Here is a 23353-nt window from a genome sequence, read left to right on the forward strand (position 1 = left end):
ATTTTTCAATTTATTATTTATTATATATTTTAAACTTAGGGTTAATTTTTTTACGAGGGAGTGTTTTTTAAATGAGAAGAACAAAATTAGTATGCACTATCGGACCAGCTAGTGAAAATGAAGAAATCTTAACAAAAATAATCGAAGCAGGTATGAACGCTTCAAGACACAATTTCTCACATGGTGACCATGAAGAACATAAAGGAAGAATGGTTAAAGTAAGAGAAATATCAAAAAAATTAGGTAAAGAAGTAGCTATATTATTAGATACTAAAGGACCAGAAATAAGAACAGGAAAATTCGAGCCAAGCAAAGTTGAATTAACTGCTGGAACTGAATTTACTATATATGCTGGAGGAGACGTAGTAGGTGATACTACTAAATGTTCAGTAACTTATGAAGGATTAGCTAAAGACGTTAAAGCTGGAGATACTATCTTAATAGACGACGGTTTAGTTGGATTAGAAGTTGTATCTGTAGAAGGTAACGCTGTTAAGTGTATCGTAAGAAACACTGGTTTAGTTGGAACTCACAAAGGAGTTAACGTTCCTGGAGTATCAATAAAATTACCAGCTATGACTGATAAAGACAGAGCTGACTTAATATTTGGTTGTGAAATGGGCGTTAACATGGTTGCTGCTTCATTCATAAGAAAAGCAGAAGACGTTAAAGCTATAAGAGAAGTATTAGTTGCTAATGGTGGAGCTGATATACAAATATTCTCAAAAATCGAAAACCAAGAAGGTGTTGATAACATAGATTCTATCATCGAAGCTTCAGATGGTATCATGGTAGCTAGAGGAGACCTTGGTGTTGAAATACCAATGGAAGACGTTCCTTCAGTTCAAAAAATGATAATAGAAAAATGTAACAATGCTGGAAAACCAGTTATAACAGCTACTCAAATGTTAGACTCAATGATGAGAAACCCAAGACCAACAAGAGCTGAGGTTTCAGACGTAACTAACGCTATCTTAGATGGTACTGATGCTATCATGTTAAGTGGTGAGTCAGCTAACGGAAGCTGGCCAGTAGAAGCTGTTGAGACTATGGTTAAAATAGCTACTAAATCAGAAGAAATGTTAAGCTACGAGTTAGCTGCTTCAAAAGCTAAAAAACACATACCAGCTGTACCAGGAGTTATCTCAAGAGCTGCTTGTAACGCTGCACACGAGTTAAAATCAGCTGCTATAGTTTCATTAACTCAATCAGGAGCTACTGCTAAGAGAATATCTCAATGCAGACCAGATGCACCAATAGTTGCTGTAACTCCATGTGAAAGAGTTGCTAAGAAAATAGCTTTATGCTTCGGAGTTTACCCAGTTGTTGCTGAAAATGCTACAATGGAAAACGCTGTTGAAATAGCTAAAAATGCTGGATTCGTTAAAGCAGAAGATACAGCTGTAGTTGTTGCAGGTGTACCAGCTAACGAAGGAAACACTAACATAGTAAAAGTTGAAGTTGTAAAATAATTTTACAAATATATAAAGAAATAGGTAGCAATAGCTACCTATTTTTTTTATTTAAAAGAACTTCTTACCAAATGTTAATAAATTATGAATTAAAATTTATATCCAAAATTTAAAAATAATTTAATGAAAATATTTAATTTAAAGCCTAAATATTAAAATAATATAATTAAATATATTAATTAACAAAAAGTTAACAAATTTATTATGACAAGTAAATAAAAATAGTGTATATTAGATAGTGCTTATGAAATAATATAAGTAGAATCAAATGGCAACTGATTCCAAACTTGAAAAGTACTTGATGACTGATACCATCGAGTGCTTCTTTTTTTATTCAAAAACTAATATTCATATAAATTAAAGAGTTCTTGCTTCATAACATTTCTTAAATACATCTTTAATAAGTATTTTAAATATAATAAATTTTAATATTAAGATATTAAATTCATTAAGTTAATTTAGGTATATAGTATAAATTTAAAATAAATACAAAAAATAACCTCAAATAATTATTTTGAGGAGGATATTGAATATGACAAGATTAGCATGTTCAGCTCATAATTGTGTTAACTATGTTAATGGCATGTGTTCAGCATTAACTATTCAGGTTGATGGTCAGTCTGCTGAAAGCAAACAAGAAACTTGTTGTGAGACCTTTGCACCAAGAACTTTTATGAATGCTGTTAAAAGTGCTTTTAACACTAATTATGCAGGAACAATAATACAAGCTTTAGATAGTCAGGCTGACGTAGATCATAAAATAAAATGTTATGCCATGAATTGTACATATAATGTTGGTATGATTTGTACATCTACTGACATACAAATTTTTGGACCAGAGGCTAATACATCCACTTCAACAGAGTGCGAGACTTTTTATAAAATATAATTATTAAAGGCTAGAATATAAAGGTTAACCTTTGTATTCTAGCTATTTTATTATATAATAAAATATATTTTATTTATCTATATAAAGGGGGGGAGAAATATAAAAGAAGTAAATAAAGTTGCTGTAATTACTGGAGCAACTAGTGGGATTGGAAGAGAATATGCCTTTCAGTTAGCAAAAGAAGGATATAATTTGATAATAGTAGGTAGAAGAATAGAAAAAATAAATGAGGTTGCTAGAGAGGTAAAGGATAAATTTAAGGTAGAGGTTTCAATTGAAATTTTAGATTTAACTAATGATGTTGAATTTAATGATTTTGTTGAAAGGTTAGAAGAAAAAGGAAATATAGAATTTTTAGTAAATAATGCTGGATATGGAGCTGATGATTCATTTACAAGAGATGAATATAATAAGCAGCTTGATATGGCCAAGGTACATATGTTAGTTACTATGAAATTATGTCATAGCATAAGTAAGCAAATGAAAAAAAACAATAAAGGATATATAATAAATGTTAGTTCTATGGCAGGGTTTAATGTTTTTCCAAGTTCAGCTATGTATTGTTCCACTAAGGCTTTTCTAATAAGTTTTTCTCAATGCTTAGAAATGGAACTTATAGGAAACAATGTTAAGGTTCAATGTCTTTGTCCAGGATTTACGAGAACAGATTTTCATAGCAAGTTAAATATGGAGGGAAATAAGCTTAAAAATAAAGGTCTTGTAAGGTGGATGAGCACTAAAGAGGTAGTGAAAATAAGTTTAAAAAATATAGATAAAAAATTAAAGGTTATTGTTATACCAGGAGTTTGCAATAAGATTCTTTATTTTGTTAGTAAGTTCACGCCTAGATGGCTATATTATAAAGTAGCTATAAAAGGGTGGGAGTTAATGGATTAACGAAAAAGGTTTGGTTATATAAGGTTTTGATCCAATAAGTATAGTGGTTTTTAGAGGATTAAGGAGGATAGAATGGAGAAGTTTTTAAAAAAATTATTAAGTAGAACATTTATAGTTGGATTTCTCATATTCATACAGTTAGTTATATTAATAGCTGCTATATGGAAGGTAAGTGAAGATTTCATTTATTTATATTTTTTATTTATTTTTATTAGTGTGGTAGTTTTTATTTATATTGTAAGTAGAAAAGATAATCCATCTTATAAGCTGGCATGGGCTGTACCGGTGTTATTGGTACCTGTTTTTGGGGGATTATTTTACCTAATATTTGGTGGGAATAAGACAAGTAAGAGGTTTAGAAAGCAAATTCAAGCCTCTCATGATGAAACCAAGCATTTATTATATAATGATGGAAAAATAATAGCGGAATTAGAAAGTCTAGATAAAAGTATAGCTAATCAGTCTAGATACATAGCTAATTATTCTCAATTCCCAGTGTATAAAAACACAATTACAGAATATTTATCACCAGGAGAGGTATTCTTTGAAAAGTTAAAGGAAGAACTTAAGAAGGCTAAACACTATATATTTATGGAGTATTTCATAGTTCATGAAGGGGTTATGTGGGATAGTATTCTTGAAATATTAGAAGAAAAGGTTAAAGAAGGCGTAGAAGTTAGATTTGTTTATGATGATATGGGATGTTTAGGTACTCTTCCATATAAGTATAATGAGGTTTTAGAGGCTAAGGGAATAAAGTGTATGGTTTTTAATCCTTTCGTACCACTTTTATCTTTAAGAATGAACAATCGTGATCATAGAAAAATAACAGTTATAGATGGACATACAGGTTTTACTGGAGGAATAAACCTAGCAGATGAATATATAAATGAAATTGTTAGATTTGGACACTGGAAAGATGCTTCTATAATGCTAAAAGGGGATGCTGTTTGGAATTTAACGGTTATGTTCCTTCAAACATGGAATTTTTATAGTGAAGGAAAAGAAGCATATGAAAAGTATTATCCATATTTTCATCATGAAGATGAATTTGAAAGTGATGGATATGTTCAGCCATATGGAGATAGTCCATTAGATGATGAGATTGTTGGAGAAAATGTTTATTTAAATATTATAAATAAAGCTAGGAATTATGTTTATATAAATACTCCATATTTTATTGTTGATAATGAGCTTGTAACAGCACTTACTCTTGCAGCTAAAAGTGGAGTAGATGTTAGAGTGGTTACTCCTCATATTGAAGATAAATGGTATGCTCATATAGTGACAAGAGCATATTATCCTCAGCTTATAGAAGCTGGTGTTAAGGTATATGAATATACTCCAGGATTTATTCACTCAAAAACTTTTGTATCTGATGATGAGGTTGGTACAGTAGGTTCAATTAACATGGATTATAGAAGTTTATATCTTCACTTTGAGTGTGGAGTATGGCTATATAAAACTAAATCAGTAGGGCAAATAAAAGAAGATTTCTTAGAAACATTGAAAAAGTGTCAAAGAATAACTTTAGAAGATTGTGCTAATGTTAAGATGCCAACTAGAATTTTAAGAGCAGTTATTAGAGTATTTGCACCTCTTATGTAATTAAAAAAGGAGACTAAATTTTAGTCTCCTTTTTGTGGTGTTAGAATGAAAAAATATTATTTTTTTTCAAAGCTTCCGCAGTCAGTACATTCAATAGAAGCAGCATCAGTACTATTTTTTACAACTTGGATTTTGTCTAAAGTGCAATAGTTGTCATCATGACAATGATGCTTACATTCATGAACTGTACATCCTATACTAGAATTATGATCCATAACAAACTCCTCCTTCTCTTAAACCTTTTTGTTGGAAGTACCAACAATATATATAATGTGTATAAAGGAATTTATTTATACTGGAATTTAAAGTTTGTAATAGGGGATATAAGTATTTAGAGTTTAATAATTGATATTAAGAATTTTTAAAGGTAATTTTATAATATATAAGCACTTAGTTAAGATGCTTTTTTTTATTAATTAATATATGATAAAATTTACTTAGTTTAATTAAGGATATAGAAATCAATGGGTTTGGATAAATGCAAAGAGATTTAGAATAGAAACCCTTGGAGGAATTTATGTTTAAAAATTTAACATTTAGTGAAAATGAGAAAAAGTATATACAAATAGCTGATTATATTAAAGACCTTATAAATAGAGAGGTTTTAATTGAAGGAAATAAGCTTCCATCATCAAGAGAGATTAGTAGTATTTTATCAATAGGAAGAAATACAGTGATTTCTGCCTATGAAATTCTTGAAATTGAAGGTTTTGTAGAGACTATAAAGGGAAAAGGAACCTTTGTTAAAGGAAAAATTTCTAATGGTTTTAAAAATGGTAATCCTATGTGGGAAGAGGCAAATTCTAAAAATAAAGAAGAAAAAAAATGGAGTATTGATTGGAATAAAAAAACTAATGAATATGGAGTTTTAGCTGAAAAATTAGATATTCAAAAAAGCGAATATAGGTGGGAAAAAGGAATGATTTCTTTTAAAAGTATAGCTCCACCAGGAGATCTTTTTAATATTGAAGAGCTTAAAAGAGCTTTTTCTAATAGGATAGCTTTAGAAAAACATAAAATAGTAAACTATGGTTACGCTGTTGGATATAAGCCTTTTATAGATTATTTAAAAGATTATATGAAGGAGAAGGGGGCTTATTCAGAGGAAAAGGAAATAATAATAACTAATGGATTCACAGAAGGATTAGATATGTTACTATCTGCTTTTACTGAAGAAGGTGATTATATACTTTGTGAAAATCCAACTCATAATACAGCTTTAAAAATAATGAAAACTCATAAACTAAATATTGTGGGAGTTAAAATGACAAAGGATGGAATGGATATAAATGATCTTAAGGAAAAGATAAAAAAATTTGGTTCAAAGATTAAATTTGCATACCTAATTCCTTCATATCATAATCCAACAGGGGTTGTTGCTTCTATAAAGAAGAGAGAAGAGGTTTATAATATTCTTAAAAATGTGGAGATTCCTATTATAGAGGATGGATTTAATGAAGAACTTTTATATGAAAGTTCCCCAACAATTCCTTTAGCTTCTTTAGATAGAGAAAGCAATGGAGTAATATATATAGGCAGCTTTTCAAAAATACTATTTCCAGGTTTAAGAATAGGATGGATTTATGGAGATAAAAGAATAATAGATATATTAGAGAGTGTAAAAAGGTGCAGGAACATTCATACTTCATTTTTAGATCAAGGAATATTATATGATTTCATGATAAGCGGAGCTTTTGAAAAATATATTAAAAAGGTTAGAAAAGTTTATAAGAAAAAATATAAGTTTACTAAGAATGTTATAGAAAAGTACATTCCAAGTGCTGAAATTTGGGGTGAAGGTGGACTTCACATGTTTCTAAAGATAAATGGAATAGATACAAGAGAGCTTTTAAAAAGGTGTTATGGTAGAGGAGTTCTCTTTATGCCTGGAGACTTGTTTTATATAGATAATGAAGTTTATTTAGAAGAAGAAAACATAGTTAATACTAAAGAAGGTTTAATTATTGGAGAAGAAAGTAAACAAAAAAGAGATACCTTAAGACTTGGATTTACTAGACTTTCAAAAGAAGATATAGAAAGAGGAATAAAAGTAATTGGAGAAGAGGTTGAAGATCTTTTAATTTAGCTTTAGATTTATTTTTCATATAGCTTTTCAGAATTACTTAATTTCGTAAAGTATTGCTATCATTTATTCCAAAATAATACAATACTAATTACTCATTAAGATATTCTTCCAATTCTATATGAAAAATAAATAACAAGCTAAATTAAAGATTTAATTCTATATAAAAGTTAATAAGGTTAATGTTTTGTTTTGAATATGTATAGTATATTAGCCATACGTTGTAAAAGGTTATTGCATGTGATAAACTTTAAAAGTTAGTTATCAACTTAGATTTGAAGTAAATTAAGGTTTAAATATATACGGATAAAATGAATCATAGATATATAGATGATTTAAATATACATAAGGGAGTTTTAGTGAATGGTTGAAAAGAATAAAGAATATATTTTGGATATAATTTCTCAAGGTTATGAAGGAGAAGGAATAGCTAAAATTGATAATAGATACCCAATTTTCATCGAAGGTGCTTTAAAGGATGAGAAGGTTAGAGTTAAGATAGTTAAGGTTAATAAAAACTTCGCTTACGGAAAACTTATTGAGGTGTTAGAAGCTTCTGAGGAAAGAGTGAACCCAGCATGTGCTATTTATAAAAGATGTGGAGGTTGTAAGCTTCAACATGCTTCATATAAGGCTCAATTAGATTTTAAGTGGGATAGAGTTAAGGATTGCGTTAGTAAGATAGGAAAACTTGATCCTAGTATAGTTAAGTATCCTTTAGGAATGGAAGAGCCTTGGAGATATAGAAATAAGGTTCAGCTTCCAATAGGGTTAATTAACGGAGAAGTTAAAATAGGATTCTTTGCTCCAAGAAGTCACGATATTATTGATATGGAATCTTGCTTAATTCAAGATGAAATAGGAGATAAGGTTGTTAAGCTTACTAGAGAGTGGATAGAAAAATTTAACATAAGACCATATAATGTTGATGGACAATATGATGAAAATGGAATAGTAAGACACATAATGATAAGAAGAGGTTTTACAACTAATGAAGTTATGGTTGTCTTAGTTACAAATGGAGAAAAACTTCCTCATAAAGAAGAGTTCGTAGATTTAATGGTTAAGAATATCCCAGGAATAAAGAGTGTTATACAAAATATAAACTCAAAGAAAACTAATGTAATATTAGGTTTAGAAAGTAAAACTTTATGGGGAGAAGATACAATAGCAGATTACATAGGAGACTTTAGATTCAATATATCTCCACTATCATTCTTCCAAGTAAATCCTACTCAAACAGAGGTTTTATATGGTAAGGCTTTAGAGTATGCAGATCTTACAGGAACTGAAGAAGTTTTTGATGCATATTGTGGAACTGGAACAATAACACTATTTTTATCACAAAAAGCTAAGAAAGTTTATGGAGTAGAAATAATTCCACAGGCTATAGATAACGCTTGGATAAATGCAAAAGAAAACAAAGTAGAAAACGTAGAATTCTTTGTTGGTGAATCAGAAGTGATAATACCAGATTTAATAAACAATGGAGTAAAAGCTGATGTGGTAGTAGTAGACCCACCAAGAAAAGGTTGCGACAAAAAGTTACTAGATGCTATAACAAATATAGATGCCAAGAAAATAGTGTATGTAAGCTGTGACCCAAGTACCTTAGGAAGAGATTTAGCAATATTAGAAGAGAATGGCTATAAAACTTTAGAAGTTCAACCAGTTGATATGTTCCCTAACACTGCTCATATTGAGAACGTAGCTTTACTTATCAAAGAGAGATAGCGACGAAGATAAGTAATTAGCACGTTCCATGCAATGGATGTCCAAAAAATCGAGCTTAAGCGAGATTGATTGGAAGCAGCCTACTGCTGAGAATGTTGCGAAGTTAATTAAAAAATAATGTAATTTAATAGTTTAATATTGAATGTTTAATTTAAAATTAAATGATTAGGATATAAAAATAGAGAGCGTATTTATTACGTTCTTTATTTTTATATTTATAAGTTTGATTATGTTAATAATTTGAAATAATTGAAAAATATTTATTGAACCTATAAAATAGGAGTATATTTGTAAATATTATGAAAGAGGAGATAGTTTTGGAAAGTTGTTTGAGTGACTTAATTGATATAAAAAATGGAGATATTATATCTGTTGTTGGTTCTGGTGGAAAAACTACTTTTATATATAACTTAGCTAAAGAGCTTAGAAAAGAAAAAGTTTTAATATCTACAACAACAAAGATGCTATGTCCTGAAGAAAATCAAGTTGATTATTTTTTCTGTTCATCTGAACGTAATAAACTAAATATAAAAAAAGGAAGAACATTTATTGCAGAAGAAAAAGTGAATCAGAATAAGATTTCAGGAGATATATACTTAATAAAAAAATATATGAGTAGCTTTGATTATGTATTACTTGAATGTGATGGATCAAAAAGAAAATCTCTTAAGGGATGGAATGAGACTGAACCAGTAATATTAAATGAAACTACAAAAACCATAGGAATAATTCCTTTACATATTGTTGGAGAGAGAATTACAGAAGAAAATATACATCGAATAGAAATTTTCAATAATATATTTAAAACTAAAATTGAAGATGAAATAACATTAGATGTAATAGCAGAGATAATAACAAATCCAAAGGGATTATTTAAAGATGCTATAGGAGAAAAAATATTGTTTTTAAATAGGATTGATGGTGAAAAAAGTAAAGAATTGGTATGGAAATTGCTTGAAATATTAAGTAGAAAAAATAAAAATTCCTTAAAAATTATTGGTGGAGATTTGAAGAAGAATCAATATTATAAATTTTAGTTGGAGGTGAGCTAAAATATTAGCTATAATTTTAGCCTCTGGAATTGGTAAACGAATGGGGGAAAATAAGCTTTTATTAGATTTTTGTGGTAAACCTTTAGTTCAGTGGGTAATAGAAACTGTTAGCTCTATAGGATTTAATGAGGTTATTTTAGTTTATAGGGATCCTAAAGTAAAGGAAATTGCCCAAAAGTATGGAATATCTACTATATATAATGAAAAAGCTAATTATGGACAAAGTGAAAGTATAAAAATTTCCTTAGAAAAATCATCAGATTTAAGCAATGGATATATGTTTTTTACTGGAGATCAACCATTATTAAAAAGAGAGACTATAATAAAATTAGTGCAAACGTTTAATGATAATGGCGGTATAATTGTTCCGAAAATTAATGGTCAAAACAAGAGTCCTACAATTTTTTCAAGTGATTTTAAAGATGAATTAATGTCTTTGAAAGGAGACATTGGAGGAAGGCCTGTTATAAAAAATAATTTGGACAAAGTATTTTTTGTGAATTTTCATTCAGATATTGAATTCTTTGATATTGACACCAAAGAGGAATTGGAATATGTGAGGAGAAAATATAATGAATGAAATAGTAGTTGTAAGAGGTGCTGGAGACATTGCCACTGGAGCAATTCAAAAATTATATAGAGCTGGATTTAAAGTAATAGCCTTAGAAATAGAAAAACCAACTTCTATAAGAAGAAGGGTTTGTTTAAGTGAGGCTATGTATGAAAAGGAATTTAAAGTTGAGGATGTAGTTGCTAAAAGAGCCGATTCATATAATGAAATATTTAATATATTAGATGAGAATAAGGTTTGTATTGTAAAGGATACTTCAGGCGAGATAATAGAAAAGATTAGACCTATGGCTGTTGTTGATGCCACTCTTTGTAAGAAAAACATTGGGACTAATAGAGATATGGCTGATATAACTGTAGCCTTAGGACCAGGTTATGTAGCTGGTGAAGATGTTGATATAGTAGTTGAAACTAATAGGGGGCATAACTTAGGAAGATTAATTTTTAATGGACCAGCTGCTAAAAATACTGGGGTTCCAGGAATAATAGAAGGCTTTGGAATTGAGAGAGTAGTTTATTCACCTTGTGAAGGAAATATTGAAATAATAAAGGATATTGGAAGCATTGTAGAAGCGGGTGAAACTATATGCATAGTTGGAGATAAAGCTGTTAAAGCATCACTAACTGGGGTAATAAGAGGAATGATAAGAAACGGATTTTATGTAAAGGAAGGCCTTAAAATAGCAGATATAGATCCTAGAATTAATCAAAAGAAAAATTGTGAGTTAATTTCAGATAAAGCTAGATGTATAGGTGGTTCAGTTTTAGAAAGTATAATGATGTTAAGACAATGGAGGAATAAATAATGGATGAAAAGGTATTGAAGAGTATTATTGAGGGATTAGCAAATGGAAAGAGGATGGCATTGGTTACTTTAACATCTTCTAATGGATCTACTCCAAGAAAAAATGGATCATTAATGAGTGTAGATGAGAAGGGCAATATTGTTGGTTCCATAGGTGGTGGTAAAATAGAGTGTGTGGTTATAGAAAGTGCAGTTAATTGTATAGAATATGGACAAGGAGAAAAGTTTGCTTATAACTTAAATGAAAATGGGGTTAAAATGGCATGTGGTGGTGCTGTAGAAGGATACATAAAGGTATTTGAACCAAAACCAAACCTAATTATTTTTGGAGGAGGCCATATATCTCAGAGTATATGTAGACTAACTGATAATATGAATTTTAGAAGAACTGTAATTGAAGATAGAGAAGAGTTTAAAGAATATGATGCTTTTAAAAATGTAGAAGACTTTGTTATAGCTGAAAGCATAGAAGAATTAGATCATATAAACTTTGAAAATAGTTATATAGTTATTGTAACTAGAGGACATAAAAGTGATACTTATTGGGCTCAAGAGTTAATAAATAAAAATTACAATTACATTGGTGTAGTTGGAAGTACAAAAAAAATTATTGAATTAAAACAAGCTGTATCAGAAAAAGGAGTTTCTGAAGAGTTAATTGAAAGTATGCATGCTCCAATTGGACTTGATATATCAGATGGAACTCCAGAAGAAATAGCATTTAGTATTTTATCAGAAATATTATTAGTAAAAAATAATGGTAGATTGGCTCATTTACAAGATGTAAAGATGAAAAAATTACAAAATCAATAAAAAAGGAGAATCACCATAATGATGCAGATAAATTTGATAGATATCTCAGATGTAGTAAATAAATATGCAAACTTATTATCAAATATATTGAAATTAGATGTAGAAATTGTTGATTACAATATGCAAAGGATAGCAGGTACAGGAATATATAAAGATGGAGTAGGAGAAAATATTGAATCTGCAGGTTATGTATATAAAGCGGCTTTATATACAGGAGAATCAAAAATAATAGAGGATCCAGGAGAAAATTTTCTCTGTAGAGATTGTATGAATAAGGGGAAATGTAAGGAGCATATGGAGATATGTGTCCCTATAAAATATGAAAATTCTATATTTGGAATAATTGGTCTTGTATGCTCAACAGAAAAACAAAAAAAGCATTTACTTTTAAATCTTGATACAATTATGAGTTTCTTAGAACAAATAGCTGAATTTATAGCTATAAAATTAATAGAGCAGAATGAAATATTAGCAAATAAAAATAATTTAGATTTCTTTAAAGAAATTATAAATTCTGTAGATGATGGAATCATTACAATAGACAGTTTGAATAATATTAAAATAATAAATAATAAGGCTCTTAGAATGTTAAACTTAAAGCCTGAAATAGTAGGAGAATATATACAAATCAAAGAGACTGATGATTACTTTCCAGGAGGAAATATATTTGAATTATATATAAAAGGGATTTCTTATAAGGTTGTTGGAAAAATAATATATAATTATATAAACAAAAGTAACTGTGAAAAAATAGTTGTGTTTAATGAACTTAAACATTTAAAAGATGAAGTTGTAAACTTAACTCATGGAAATAATAAAATAAACTGTGATGAAATAGTTGGTGAATCTGCGGCTATGAAACAGCTTAAAAGTAAGATAAAAAGAATATCCTATTCAAAATCAACTGTTTTAATAACAGGGGAAAGTGGAACAGGGAAGGAGCTAGTAGCAAGAGCTATACATGCAGAAGGTAGTAGAAAAAATAAACCTTTTATAGCTATAAACTGTGGAGCTATACCAGAGAGCTTACTTGAAAGTGAGTTGTTTGGTTATGTTAAAGGTGCCTTTTCTGGTGCTAGTTCAAGTGGACGTGTAGGTAAATTTGAACTTGCAAATAAGGGAGTTATATTTTTAGATGAAATTGGGGACATGCCTCTATACCTTCAAGTAAAACTACTTAGAGTTCTACAAGAAAGAACAATAGTTAAGATAGGTTCTAATCAATTGATAGAGCTTGATATAAGAGTTGTAGCAGCAACTAATAAAGATTTAAGAAAGCTTGTAGAAGAAGGTAAATTTAGAGAGGATTTATATTATAGATTAAATGTTATACCAATAGAAGTTCCTCCTCTTAGGAAAAGAGATGGCGATATTGAACTTATTATGAATGAGCTTATAAAAAAATATAATAAGATATTTAACAAATATGTTCATACAGTAAATGAAGATGTAATAGAAAAGTTAAAAGCTTATCAATGGAAGGGAAATGTTAGAGAGTTAGAAAATGTAGTTGAGTTCATGGTAAACCTAAGTGGAGAAGATGGAATAGTTACATTAGAAATGCTTCCTCAAACAGTATTAGAGTATGAAGATGAAAAGAAGGTAAGTTCTAACGTTATGGCTTCAGAGGATTCAGAAGAAATAAGAGAGCTTAAGGATATAGAAAGCGAATATATAAATAAGGCATTAGATTTATATGGTAGAGATACAGCAGGCAAGAAAAAAGCTGCAAAAAAATTAGGAATAGGTATTGCTACATTATACAGAAAAATTGGAGAACAATAATAAAGATAAGCAAGAAGAGTTATCAAAATGATAATTTCTCTTGCTTATTTTGTTAATAAAATAACTAAGATATAGTAAATTAAAAGGATTATCAAAATGATAATCCTTTTATCATTTTGATAAAAGGCAATAAGATAGCTATATAACTATCTGTAAACATATACAAAAAATGGCGTTTAAAATAAAATAATACAAAATTAAAGGATAAAATTTATATAAAATATAGAAAAACTTGGCATGGATGTTGCTTTGAATAATAGTATGAAATAAAAAAGATCGTGGGGAGGAACTAGTATGGAAAAAATACTATGGAAATTAAACACATTACCAAAAACAGATAAAGAAGGTTGTATAGAATTTTTAAGTAGAGAAGAAGTATCAAAAGCAAAGAACTTTCATGAAAGTTTTTCAGAATATGATAAAACACCATTAGTTGAATTAGATAATTTAGCTGAAAGAGTAGGTCTTAAAGGAATATATCTAAAAGATGAATCTTATAGATTTGGATTAAATGCTTTTAAAGTTCTTGGTGGATCATTTGCTATGGGAAGATACTTAGCAGATAAATTAGGAGAAGACATAAAGGATTTACCTTATGAAAAATTGACATCAGATGAGGTTAGAGAAAAACTTGGAGACATTACATTTGTTACAGCAACAGATGGAAACCATGGAAGAGGAGTAGCATGGACAGCTAATAAATTAAAACAAAAATCAGTTGTTTATATGCCAAAGGGATCATCACTTCAAAGATTAAATAATATAAAAGCAGAAGGAGCAGATGCTAGCATAACTGATTTAAATTATGATGATGCGGTTAGATTAGCTGCAAAATATGCAGATGATCATAATGGATTAATGGTACAAGATACTGCTTGGGAAGGATATGAAAAGATTCCAGCATGGATAATGCAAGGATATGGAACTATGGCATTAGAAGCTTTAGACCAATTAAATGCTATTAAAGTTATTAAGCCAACACATATATTTGTACAAGCTGGTGTTGGATCGCTTGCAGGAGCTGTTCAAGGATTCTTTGCATCAGAATTTGGAGAAGAGTGTCCAAAGACAGTTATTGTTGAATCAAACTTAGCAGATTGTTTCTATAAATCAGCAATAGCAGATGATGGAGAAGCAAGATTTGTTGGAGGAGATATGCAAACAATAATGGCAGGACTTGCTTGTGGCGAACCAAACACTATTGGATGGGAAGTTCTAAAAAATCATTCAACAGCTTTCGTATCATGTCCAGATTGGGTATCAGCTAAAGGTATGAGAATACTTGGAAACCCATTAAAAGGAGATGAAAAAGTAACATCAGGAGAATCAGGTGCAGTTACAACAGGCCTTTTATATGAAATCATGACAAATGAAGATTATAAGGACTTAAAAGAAGCTTTAGAATTAAATGAAAATTCAAGAGTACTTTTATTCAGTACTGAAGGAGATACAGATCCAGAAAAATATAGAGAAATTGTTTGGAACAGTGAATGTTAATAGATTAAATAATTTATTGGAGGAAGATAGAAATGCTTACTAATCAAAGAAAAGAAACCCTAACTAAGTTATGCCAAGAGTTAATAAGAAATCAATCAGTTTCAGGAGAAGAAGGTAAGGTAGTCGAAGCTATAAAAAAAGGCTTTAAAGAATTAGGATATGATGAATGTTTTGTAGATAGTTATGGAAATGTAATTGGACATATAAAAGGTAATAAACCAGGAAAAACAATACTTTTTGATGGGCACATTGATACAGTTCCAGTACCAGATGATTCAAAATGGACCTATGCACCATTCGGTGGAGAAATAGTTGATGGAAAAATCTATGGAAGAGGGGCTTCAGATATGAAAGGCCAAACATCAGCTATGATAGCAGCTGCAGCTTACTTTGCAGAGGATTTTAAAAAGGATTTTGCTGGTGATATTTTTGTGGCTGGTGTAGTACATGAAGAAATATTCGAAGGAGTATCAGCTAGAAAAATAAGTGAAGCTGTTAAACCAGACTATGTAGTTATTGGTGAGTCTTCAGAATTAAACTTAAAAATCGGACAAAGAGGAAGAGCTGAAATAGTTATTGAAACTTTCGGAAAGCCAGCTCATTCAGCTAACCCTGAAAAAGGGATAAATGCAGTATATAAAATGTCAAAAATAATTGAAAGAATTCAAGAAATAGAAACTCCTGTACACGATGTACTTGGAAAAGGAATTCTTGTATTAACTGATATTAAATCATCACCATATCCAGGAGCATCTGTAGTTCCAGATTACTGTAAGGCTACATTTGATAGAAGACTTTTAGTTGGAGAGACTAAAGAAGAAGTTTTAGCTCCAATCCAAAAGATTATAGATGATCTTATGAAAGAAGATAAGGAATTAAATGCTAAAGTCTCATATGCAATAGGTAGAGAAACTTGCTATACAGGAGAAGTAATAGAAGGTGAAAGATTCTTCCCAGCTTGGTTATATAGCGAAGATGATGAGTTTGTACAAGCTGCTTATAATGGATTAAAACGTGCAGGTATAAATCCAGAAATAACTCAATATTCATTCTGTACAAATGGTTCACACTATGCTGGAGAAGCTGGAATAAGAACAATTGGGTTTGGACCATCAAAAGAAAATTTAGCTCATACAATTGATGAATATATAGAATTAGATCAATTATTCATTGGAGCTGAAGGATATTATGGAATATTAGAATCTGTTTATAACAAATAAAAGGTGGTTTTAAGGATGAAGATATTAATAAAAGATGGCTTTATAGCTGATGGAAGTGGCAATAAAGGATATATCGGAGATATCTTAATCTGTGATGAGAGAATTGAAAAAATAGGACATGGACTTTGTGAAAATAATGTAGATAGAACAATAGATGCTAGGGGCTTAGTTATAGCCCCAGGATTTATTGATACTCACTCACACAGTGATCTTAAGATATTAGAAAATCCATTTAATGAAATAAAAATTAAACAAGGGATTACAACCGAAGTATTGGGTCAAGATGGAATATCAATGGCACCATTACCAAAAGAATATATTTCTCCTTGGAGAAAGAATATAGCTGGTTTAGATGGTGAATCAGATGAAATTGATTGGGAATATGAAATAACTGATAATTACTTAAAAATGATGGAAATTAATGGAGTAGGATTAAATGAAGCATATCTAGTACCACATGGAAATGTAAGAATGGAAGTAGTTGGGCTTGGAAATGTGCCTGCAACCAAGGATGATATAAGAAAAATGTGTGAAATAACAAGGAGAGAAATGGAAGCTGGAGCATATGGCTTGTCAACAGGTCTTATATATATGCCTTGTGCTTATTCTCATACTGAAGAGCTTATAGAGATGTGTAAAGTCGTTGCAGAATTTGATGGAGTATTTGTAGTACATCAAAGAAGTGAGGCTGATACTATTATAAATTCAATGAAAGAGATAATTGAGATTGGAGAAAAGTCAGGGGTAAGAGTTCACTTCTCACATTTTAAAGTATGTGGTAAGAAAAACTGGAAATACATTGATGAAGTAATTGAATTATTCAATGAAGCTAAGAAAAAAGGAATAAGAGTTACTTTTGATCAATATCCATATGCAGCAGGTAGTACAATGCTAGGAGTTATATTACCTCCATGGGCTCATGATGGTGGAACAGATAAGCTTATGGAAAGACTTGCTTCACAAGAGATGAGAGAAAAAATGATTTATGATATGGAGCATGGTATAGAAGGTTGGGATAACTTTGTTGATTTTGCTGGCCTTGATGCTATATATGTAACTTCAGTTAGAAATAAAAAGAATGAAGATGCAATAGGAAAGAACTTAGTAGAACTTGGAGTACTCAGAGGAAAAGATCCTTATAATGCAACTTTTGATCTTTTACTTGAAGAAGAAAATGCTGTAGGTATGGTTGATTATTATGGCATGGAAGAGCATATAATCAAGTTCATGAAACTTGCTGAACAAAATGTATGTACTGATGGGTTATTAGCTGGAAGACCTCATCCTAGAGCTTATGGATCATTCCCAAGAATACTTGGAAGATTTGTAAGAGAACTTGGCGTGTTAACTCTTGAAGAGGGAGTTATGAAAATGACAAGCAAAGCAGCTAATGCATTCAGTATAAAAGATAGAGGATTTCTTAAAGAAGGATACTTTGCTGATATAGTTTTATTTAATAAAGAAGAAGTTAAGGATATTGGAACTTTTGAGGATCCAATAAAATTCCCAGAAGGAATAAATTATGTAATTATAAATGGTCAGGTTGTAATAGACAATGGAGAGTATAAAAAGGTAAAAGCAGGTAAAGTATTAAGAAAAAAATAGGGAGAGGATTCGTGTGTTAGTAGTAGGTAATGGAAGGTTAATAACTCAAAACAAGGAAAATCCGTTTATAGAAGATGGTGCTGTGGTTATAGAAGAAGGAAAAATATTAGGCTATGGAAACACTGAAGAAATACTAAAAAAATATAAAGATAGTGAATATATAGACGCAAAGGGCAAAGTTATAATGCCTGGACTTATAAATACACATGGTCATATTTATAGTGCCTTTGCAAGAGGAATGAATTTAGATGGTCCTACATCAAAAGATTTCTTAGATATATTAAATAATTTGTGGTGGAGACTTGATAAAAGCTTATCTCTTGAAGATATAAAATACAGTGCATATAGTACTTTAATGGATAGCTTAAAATATGGAGTTACAACATTTTTTGATCATCATGCAAGTCCAAATGCAATTAAAGGAAGCCTATTTACTATAGGAGAAGTAGCAGAAGAGCTTGGAATAAGAACCTCACTTTGTTATGAAGTATCCGATAGAGATGGAGAAAAGGCTTTAATTGAAGGTATAAAAGAAAATGTAGACTACATAAAGCATTGCAAGGAAAGCAATAGCAATATGAGATCGGGTATGTTTGGAATGCATGCAAGTTTTACACTTTCAGATAGATCATTAGAAAAATGTATGAATGCTTCAAAAGGATTAGATTGTGGATATCATATTCATGTTGCAGAGGGTTTAGCTGATGAAGAAAAATGTATGGAAGAGCATCATATTAGGGTAGTAGAGAGATTAAAAAAATTCAATATATTGGGAGAGAAAACAATAGCTGTTCACTGTATTCATGCAGATGATAATGAACAAGAGATAATTCTAGAAACAGGGACTACAGTTGTTCATAATCCAGAATCTAATATGGGGAATGCAGTAGGGGTATCACCTGCTATTAATTTAATAGCAAAAGGAATAACCGTTGGGATTGGAACAGATGGCTATACATCAGACATGTTTGAATCAATGAAAGTTGCAAATATAATTCATAAGCATCACTTAAAAGATCCATCAGTAGCATGGGGAGAAGTTCCTATGATGTTATTTGAAAATAACAGAAAAATTGCAGAGAGACACTTTAATGGAACATTTGGAATCATTGAAGAGGGTGCAGTTGGAGATGTTATAGTAGTAGATTATAATCCATTAACACCAATGAATGGAAGCAATTATAATTCTCACATTTTATTTGGAATGATGGGAAAATCAGTTGATACTACCATAGTAAATGGTAAGGTTTTAGTTAAAGATGGAAAGCTTTTAAATATTAATGAAGATGAAATCTTAGCTAAATCAAGAGAGGTTTGTAGTAAGTTATGGAATAGAATCTAGTGAAAGGGTTTGGGTTTGTTATGAGAGAGGAGAATGAAAAAGAAAATATAGCACCAGTTGATGAAAGGATACCTTTTTCGAAGGCGTGGATATTTTCACTTCAACATGTTATGGCAATGTGTGCAGGAGCTGTGGCTGTACCACTTATGGTAGGAGAAGCAGCAGGGCTTAATCACGTAGAAATAGTATTTCTTATAAGTGCAGGACTTTTTATGGCTGGAATAGGTACTTTAATTCAGACTATAGGAATTAAAAATTTTGCTGGAGCTAAGATACCAATAATAGAAGGTACAAGCTTTGCGGCTGTTTCAGGAATTTTAGCAATAATAGCGGCTACATCTGGGGGGAAAGAATTAGCTATGACCAATGTCTTTGGAGCGGTTATTGCGGCAGGATTATTCTGTTTAATAATTGCCCCTGTATTTGGGAAGTTAATAAAGTTTTTTCCAAAGGTTGTTACAGGTACCGTTGTATTGGTAATTGGTATATCTATAATGCCTGTAGGTATAAAATGGATTACTGATAGCAAAGTACAAGCGGTAGATCCAAAAGATTTAGCTCTTTCAATGACTGTATTAGTAATCACATTATTATTGTTTAAATACTTAAAAGGTATATGGAATAGCGCTGCTATTTTATTTGCAATAGTTATTGGTACAATACTTGCAATGGTTTTTGGAATGGCTGATTTTAGTGCTGTAAGCGGTGCAGATTGGTTTAGTGTAAATTTCCCATTAGAGTTTGGAATGCCAACTTTTGACCCATCAGCAGTACTTTCAATGATACTAATAATGTTAGTTTTAATGACTGAATCAGTTGGAAATATGATTGCTATTCATGAAATGACTGATAAAGAAGTTACTGAAGAGAATATAAAAAAAGGATTAAAAGCAGACGGTATATCAACATTATTTGCAGGGTTTTTCAATACATTTCCAATTACTCCATTTGCTCAAAATACAGGATTAGTAGGTTTAACAGGTATTAAATCAAGATTCGTTGCTGTATATGCAGGAATAATACTTTTAGCATTAAGTTTTGTACCTAAATTTGCAGCAATCATAGGAGCTATACCAAAGCAAGTACTTGGTGGAGTTGGGTTTGCTATGTTTGGGATGGTTTTAGTTGGTGGAATAAGAACTTTAGGAAAGGTTCAATTTGATGGCAACAAGAACTGTGTAATAGTAGCTGTTAGTGTCGGTCTTGCAATGATTCCACTTGCAAATCCAGGATTTTATCATAACTTCCCATCATGGGTAGGAACAATATTCGATAGTGGTATTACAACAGGAAGTTTATCAGCTGTGATACTAAATATATTCTTTAATGTTTTAGGAAGTAAAGAACCAATGCCAGAAACTTTAGAGGCAGATATAGAAGAAATTGAAGAAGAAGTAGATGAAGAACAATTAGCTATACAAAGCAATAAATAAAATTTAAATAATATGATTGAAATTTAGAGGAGAGTGTTTGTTATGTCAAAATTAAACGTTAACATTTTAGGGATGAAATTTAATAATCCAATATTTACGGCAGCAGGTCCAGGAGCAAAAGATGGAGATCTTTGCATAGAAGCAGTAAAAGGTGGTGCTGGTGGTTTAGTTACAAAAACTATTTCAGTAGATCCAGCTCCAGTACCAAGACCATGTATGGGAAAAACAAACTCAGGATTTTTAAATACAGAGCTTTGGTCAGAACTACCAAAGGAGCAATGGATAAAAGAAGAATATAAAAAAGCTAAATCAGCTGGTGTACCTATGATAGTAAGTATGGGATACACAGCAGATCAAATAAAAATAGTGGCTCCCCTTGTTAAACCTTATGCTGATGCAGTTGAATTATCAACTCACTATGTTGGAACTGATGTGACACCTATAGTTGAGGCTATGAAAGCTGCAAAAGCTGCATTAGATTGTCCAGTATTCATGAAAATGAGTCCACATACAGACATTCAAAAAATAGCAAAAGCTTTAGAAGAAGCTGGGGCAGATGGCCTTGTAATGATCAACTCTCTAGGACCATGTATGGCAATAGATGTTGAATCAGGATATCCAATAATGGGAAGTAAAACAGGATATGGTTGGTTATCAGGTTCACCAGTAAGACCAGTTGCCATAAGAAATATATATGATGCAGCACAAGCTGTTAATATTCCAATAATAGGCGTTGGAGGAGTAACTTGTGGAAGAGACGCTGCTGAAATGTTAATGGCAGGGGCTACAGCTGTTGAAGTTTGTACTGAGGCTATTTTAAAAGGACCTGGAGTATATGGAAAAATTGCTAAGGAATTAGATGAATTCTTAGATAGTCATGGATATAAAGATGTTAATGAAATAATAGGATTAGCTCACAAGAAGATGGAAGATAGAAGATTTAGAACAGAAGCCATTGCGCCAGAGGTTAATCAAGATGCTTGTATAAAATGTGGACAATGTAAAGTAAGTTGTGTATATGATGCAATTGAAGTTGGAGAAGAACTTTTAATAGACAAGGATAAATGCTTTGGATGTGGATTATGTGTAACAAGATGTCCAAAACATGCATTATCAATTCAATATAAATAGTTAAAAGGAGAATGAGTTATGGGAACAGTGCTAAAGGGAGCTTATATAGTAACAAGTAAAGAAATAATGAGAAATGATTTAAGAATTTATGGAGAAAAAATTGAATCTATAGGGTTATCTTTGGAAAAGGATGGAGATGAAATAATAGACTTAAAAGGAAGCTATATACTTCCTGGTGGGATTGATGCCCATACTCATTTTGATTTAGAACTACCTAATATAAAAACATCTGATGATTTTAATAGTGGTACGAAGGCAGCAATAGCAGGTGGTACTACAACTATTATAGATTTTGTAAATTGTCATAGGGGAGAAAAACTAAGTAGTGCCTTAGAGATTTATAAAGAAAAAACAAAGGATAGATGTTATTCAGATTATGGATTCCATATGACATTATGTGAGTGGAATAAAGATGTTGAATCTGAAATGGAGGATATGGTAAAGCAAGGCATAACATCCTTCAAGATGTATATGGCATATAAAGACACTCTTCAAGTAAATGAGGAAGAGATAGAACAAGCATTAAGAAAGGCAAAAGAACTTGGAGCTCTTATTTCATTCCATTGTGAAAATGGTGATGAAATCATAAAAAATGTAAATAACTTGCTAAAAGAAAACAAGTCCGATGTAAAGTATCATGAGACCTCAAGATCCTCAGAGGTTGAATATAAAGCAGTAAATACTTTGATAAAAATAGCTACCAAAATTAATTACCCAATATATATAGTACATCTAAGTTCTAAAATGTCACTAGATGCTGTAAGAAAGGCCAGACAAGAAGGGGTTAAGATATTTGTGGAAACATGTCCTCACTATCTTCTATTAGATAAATCTTATTATGAATTAGAAAAAGATGAGGGGTTGGAGGGAGCTAAATATGTTATGTCACCACCTCTTAGAAGTAAGGAAGATAATAAGGCATTATGGAGAGGTATAAAACTAGGAGAAATAGATACAATTGCAACAGATCATTGCTCATTTAATTATGAAGATAAAAGAAAAAATGCAAAGGTTGATTTTTCTAAAATACCTAATGGAATACCTAGTGTTGAACATAGAATGGAATTGATTTTTAGCTATGGAGTAGGAGATAAGAAAATGTCTTTAAATGAAATGGTTCAATTGACATCAACTAACCCAGCTAAAATATTTGGGCTATATCCTAAAAAAGGTGAAATTAAAGAGGGTAGTGATGCTGACTTATTAATAATAGAAAGTGGTTGTGATGGTGTTATAAGCCGTAAAGATAGCATACAAGAAGTTGATTACACTCCTTATGAAGGATTTAAAAGTAATGGAAAAATAAAAAGGGTGTTTTTAAGAGGTAAGGAATTGGTTAAGGATGGAAAATTCATAGGAAAAGAGCCAACTGGCCAATATATCTCAAGAAAGAAATGGAGTTATGAGGGGAGATAAT

At 30.8% G+C, this 23353-nt stretch carries 19 protein-coding genes; 18 read left to right on the plus strand and 1 reads right to left on the minus strand.

Going from position 1 to position 23353, the window contains the following annotated elements; translation table 11 throughout:
• Positions 1-71 precede the first annotated feature (71 nt).
• The 4 genes from pyk (at position 72) to cls (ending at position 4866) form a co-directional block, all read left to right on the plus strand.
• On the plus strand, positions 72-1472 hold the full coding sequence (gene pyk, locus AC2A4K_RS02235; RefSeq protein ID WP_322504598.1) for a pyruvate kinase: 1401 nt from the start codon (positions 72-74) through the stop codon (positions 1470-1472).
• A gap of 532 nt (positions 1473-2004) precedes the next feature.
• Positions 2005-2361, plus strand: coding sequence for a DUF1540 domain-containing protein (locus AC2A4K_RS02240; RefSeq protein ID WP_322504597.1), 357 nt, complete (start codon positions 2005-2007; stop codon positions 2359-2361).
• Positions 2362-2487: 126 nt separating this feature from the next.
• Positions 2488-3258, plus strand: coding sequence for an SDR family NAD(P)-dependent oxidoreductase (locus tag AC2A4K_RS02245; protein WP_488458849.1), 771 nt, complete (start codon positions 2488-2490; stop codon positions 3256-3258).
• 72 nt (positions 3259-3330) lie between these two features.
• Positions 3331-4866 (plus strand): cardiolipin synthase, encoded by a 1536-nt coding sequence (cls, locus tag AC2A4K_RS02250; protein WP_322504596.1) that lies wholly within the window; start codon positions 3331-3333, stop codon positions 4864-4866.
• A gap of 56 nt (positions 4867-4922) precedes the next feature.
• On the opposite strand, the gene AC2A4K_RS02255 is transcribed toward cls, so the two are convergent.
• Positions 4923-5081, minus strand: a complete 159-nt coding sequence (locus AC2A4K_RS02255; protein WP_322504595.1) for a DUF1540 domain-containing protein — start codon at positions 5079-5081, stop codon at positions 4923-4925.
• Positions 5082-5383: 302 nt separating this feature from the next.
• Between AC2A4K_RS02255 and AC2A4K_RS02260 the strand changes: the two genes are divergently transcribed.
• The 14 genes from AC2A4K_RS02260 (at position 5384) to hydA (ending at position 23352) form a co-directional block, all read left to right on the plus strand.
• Positions 5384-6952, plus strand: a complete 1569-nt coding sequence (locus tag AC2A4K_RS02260) for an aminotransferase-like domain-containing protein (protein WP_322504594.1) — start codon at positions 5384-5386, stop codon at positions 6950-6952.
• A gap of 360 nt (positions 6953-7312) precedes the next feature.
• Positions 7313-8683 carry a 23S rRNA (uracil(1939)-C(5))-methyltransferase RlmD gene (rlmD, locus tag AC2A4K_RS02265; RefSeq protein WP_322504593.1) on the plus strand — a complete coding sequence of 457 codons (1371 nt, stop codon included), beginning with the start codon at positions 7313-7315 and terminating at the stop codon, positions 8681-8683.
• 317 nt (positions 8684-9000) lie between these two features.
• Complete coding sequence (gene yqeC, locus AC2A4K_RS02270) at positions 9001-9720, plus strand: selenium cofactor biosynthesis protein YqeC (RefSeq protein WP_322504592.1); 720 nt, start codon at positions 9001-9003, stop codon at positions 9718-9720.
• A 28-nt stretch (positions 9721-9748) separates the two neighbouring features.
• Complete coding sequence (locus tag AC2A4K_RS02275; RefSeq protein ID WP_488458850.1) at positions 9749-10315, plus strand: nucleotidyltransferase family protein; 567 nt, start codon at positions 9749-9751, stop codon at positions 10313-10315.
• Positions 10308-11111: a selenium-dependent molybdenum cofactor biosynthesis protein YqeB gene (gene yqeB, locus AC2A4K_RS02280; RefSeq protein ID WP_322504591.1), complete on the plus strand. Its 804-nt coding sequence runs from the start codon at positions 10308-10310 to the stop codon at positions 11109-11111. The genes AC2A4K_RS02275 and yqeB overlap by 8 nt, the downstream gene beginning before the upstream one ends.
• Positions 11111-11923 carry an XdhC family protein gene (locus tag AC2A4K_RS02285; RefSeq protein WP_322504590.1) on the plus strand — a complete coding sequence of 271 codons (813 nt, stop codon included), beginning with the start codon at positions 11111-11113 and terminating at the stop codon, positions 11921-11923. Before yqeB ends, AC2A4K_RS02285 begins: the two co-directional genes overlap by 1 nt.
• Before the next feature lie 18 nt (positions 11924-11941).
• Complete coding sequence (locus tag AC2A4K_RS02290; protein ID WP_416173360.1) at positions 11942-13708, plus strand: sigma-54-dependent Fis family transcriptional regulator; 1767 nt, start codon at positions 11942-11944, stop codon at positions 13706-13708.
• 294 nt (positions 13709-14002) lie between these two features.
• A complete protein-coding gene (gene dpaL, locus AC2A4K_RS02295; RefSeq protein WP_322504589.1) occupies positions 14003-15205 on the plus strand; it encodes a diaminopropionate ammonia-lyase in 1203 nt (400 codons plus the stop codon).
• A 32-nt stretch (positions 15206-15237) separates the two neighbouring features.
• Positions 15238-16425, plus strand: coding sequence for a YgeY family selenium metabolism-linked hydrolase (locus AC2A4K_RS02300; protein WP_322504588.1), 1188 nt, complete (start codon positions 15238-15240; stop codon positions 16423-16425).
• A gap of 15 nt (positions 16426-16440) precedes the next feature.
• Entirely contained in the window at positions 16441-18030 is a 1590-nt protein-coding gene (locus AC2A4K_RS02305; RefSeq protein WP_322504587.1) for an N-acyl-D-amino-acid deacylase family protein, read from the plus strand.
• 13 nt (positions 18031-18043) lie between these two features.
• Positions 18044-19372, plus strand: coding sequence for a putative aminohydrolase SsnA (ssnA, locus tag AC2A4K_RS02310; RefSeq protein WP_322504586.1), 1329 nt, complete (start codon positions 18044-18046; stop codon positions 19370-19372).
• Between the two features lie 20 nt (positions 19373-19392).
• On the plus strand, positions 19393-20805 hold the full coding sequence (locus AC2A4K_RS02315) for a nucleobase:cation symporter-2 family protein (protein ID WP_322504585.1): 1413 nt from the start codon (positions 19393-19395) through the stop codon (positions 20803-20805).
• 42 nt (positions 20806-20847) lie between these two features.
• Positions 20848-21936 (plus strand): 4Fe-4S binding protein, encoded by a 1089-nt coding sequence (locus tag AC2A4K_RS02320; protein ID WP_322504584.1) that lies wholly within the window; start codon positions 20848-20850, stop codon positions 21934-21936.
• An 18-nt stretch (positions 21937-21954) separates the two neighbouring features.
• On the plus strand, positions 21955-23352 hold the full coding sequence (gene hydA / locus AC2A4K_RS02325; protein ID WP_322504583.1) for a dihydropyrimidinase: 1398 nt from the start codon (positions 21955-21957) through the stop codon (positions 23350-23352).
• Position 23353: the final 1 nt, after the last annotated feature.

Source organism: Clostridium sp. LIBA-8841 (assembly GCF_057782475.1).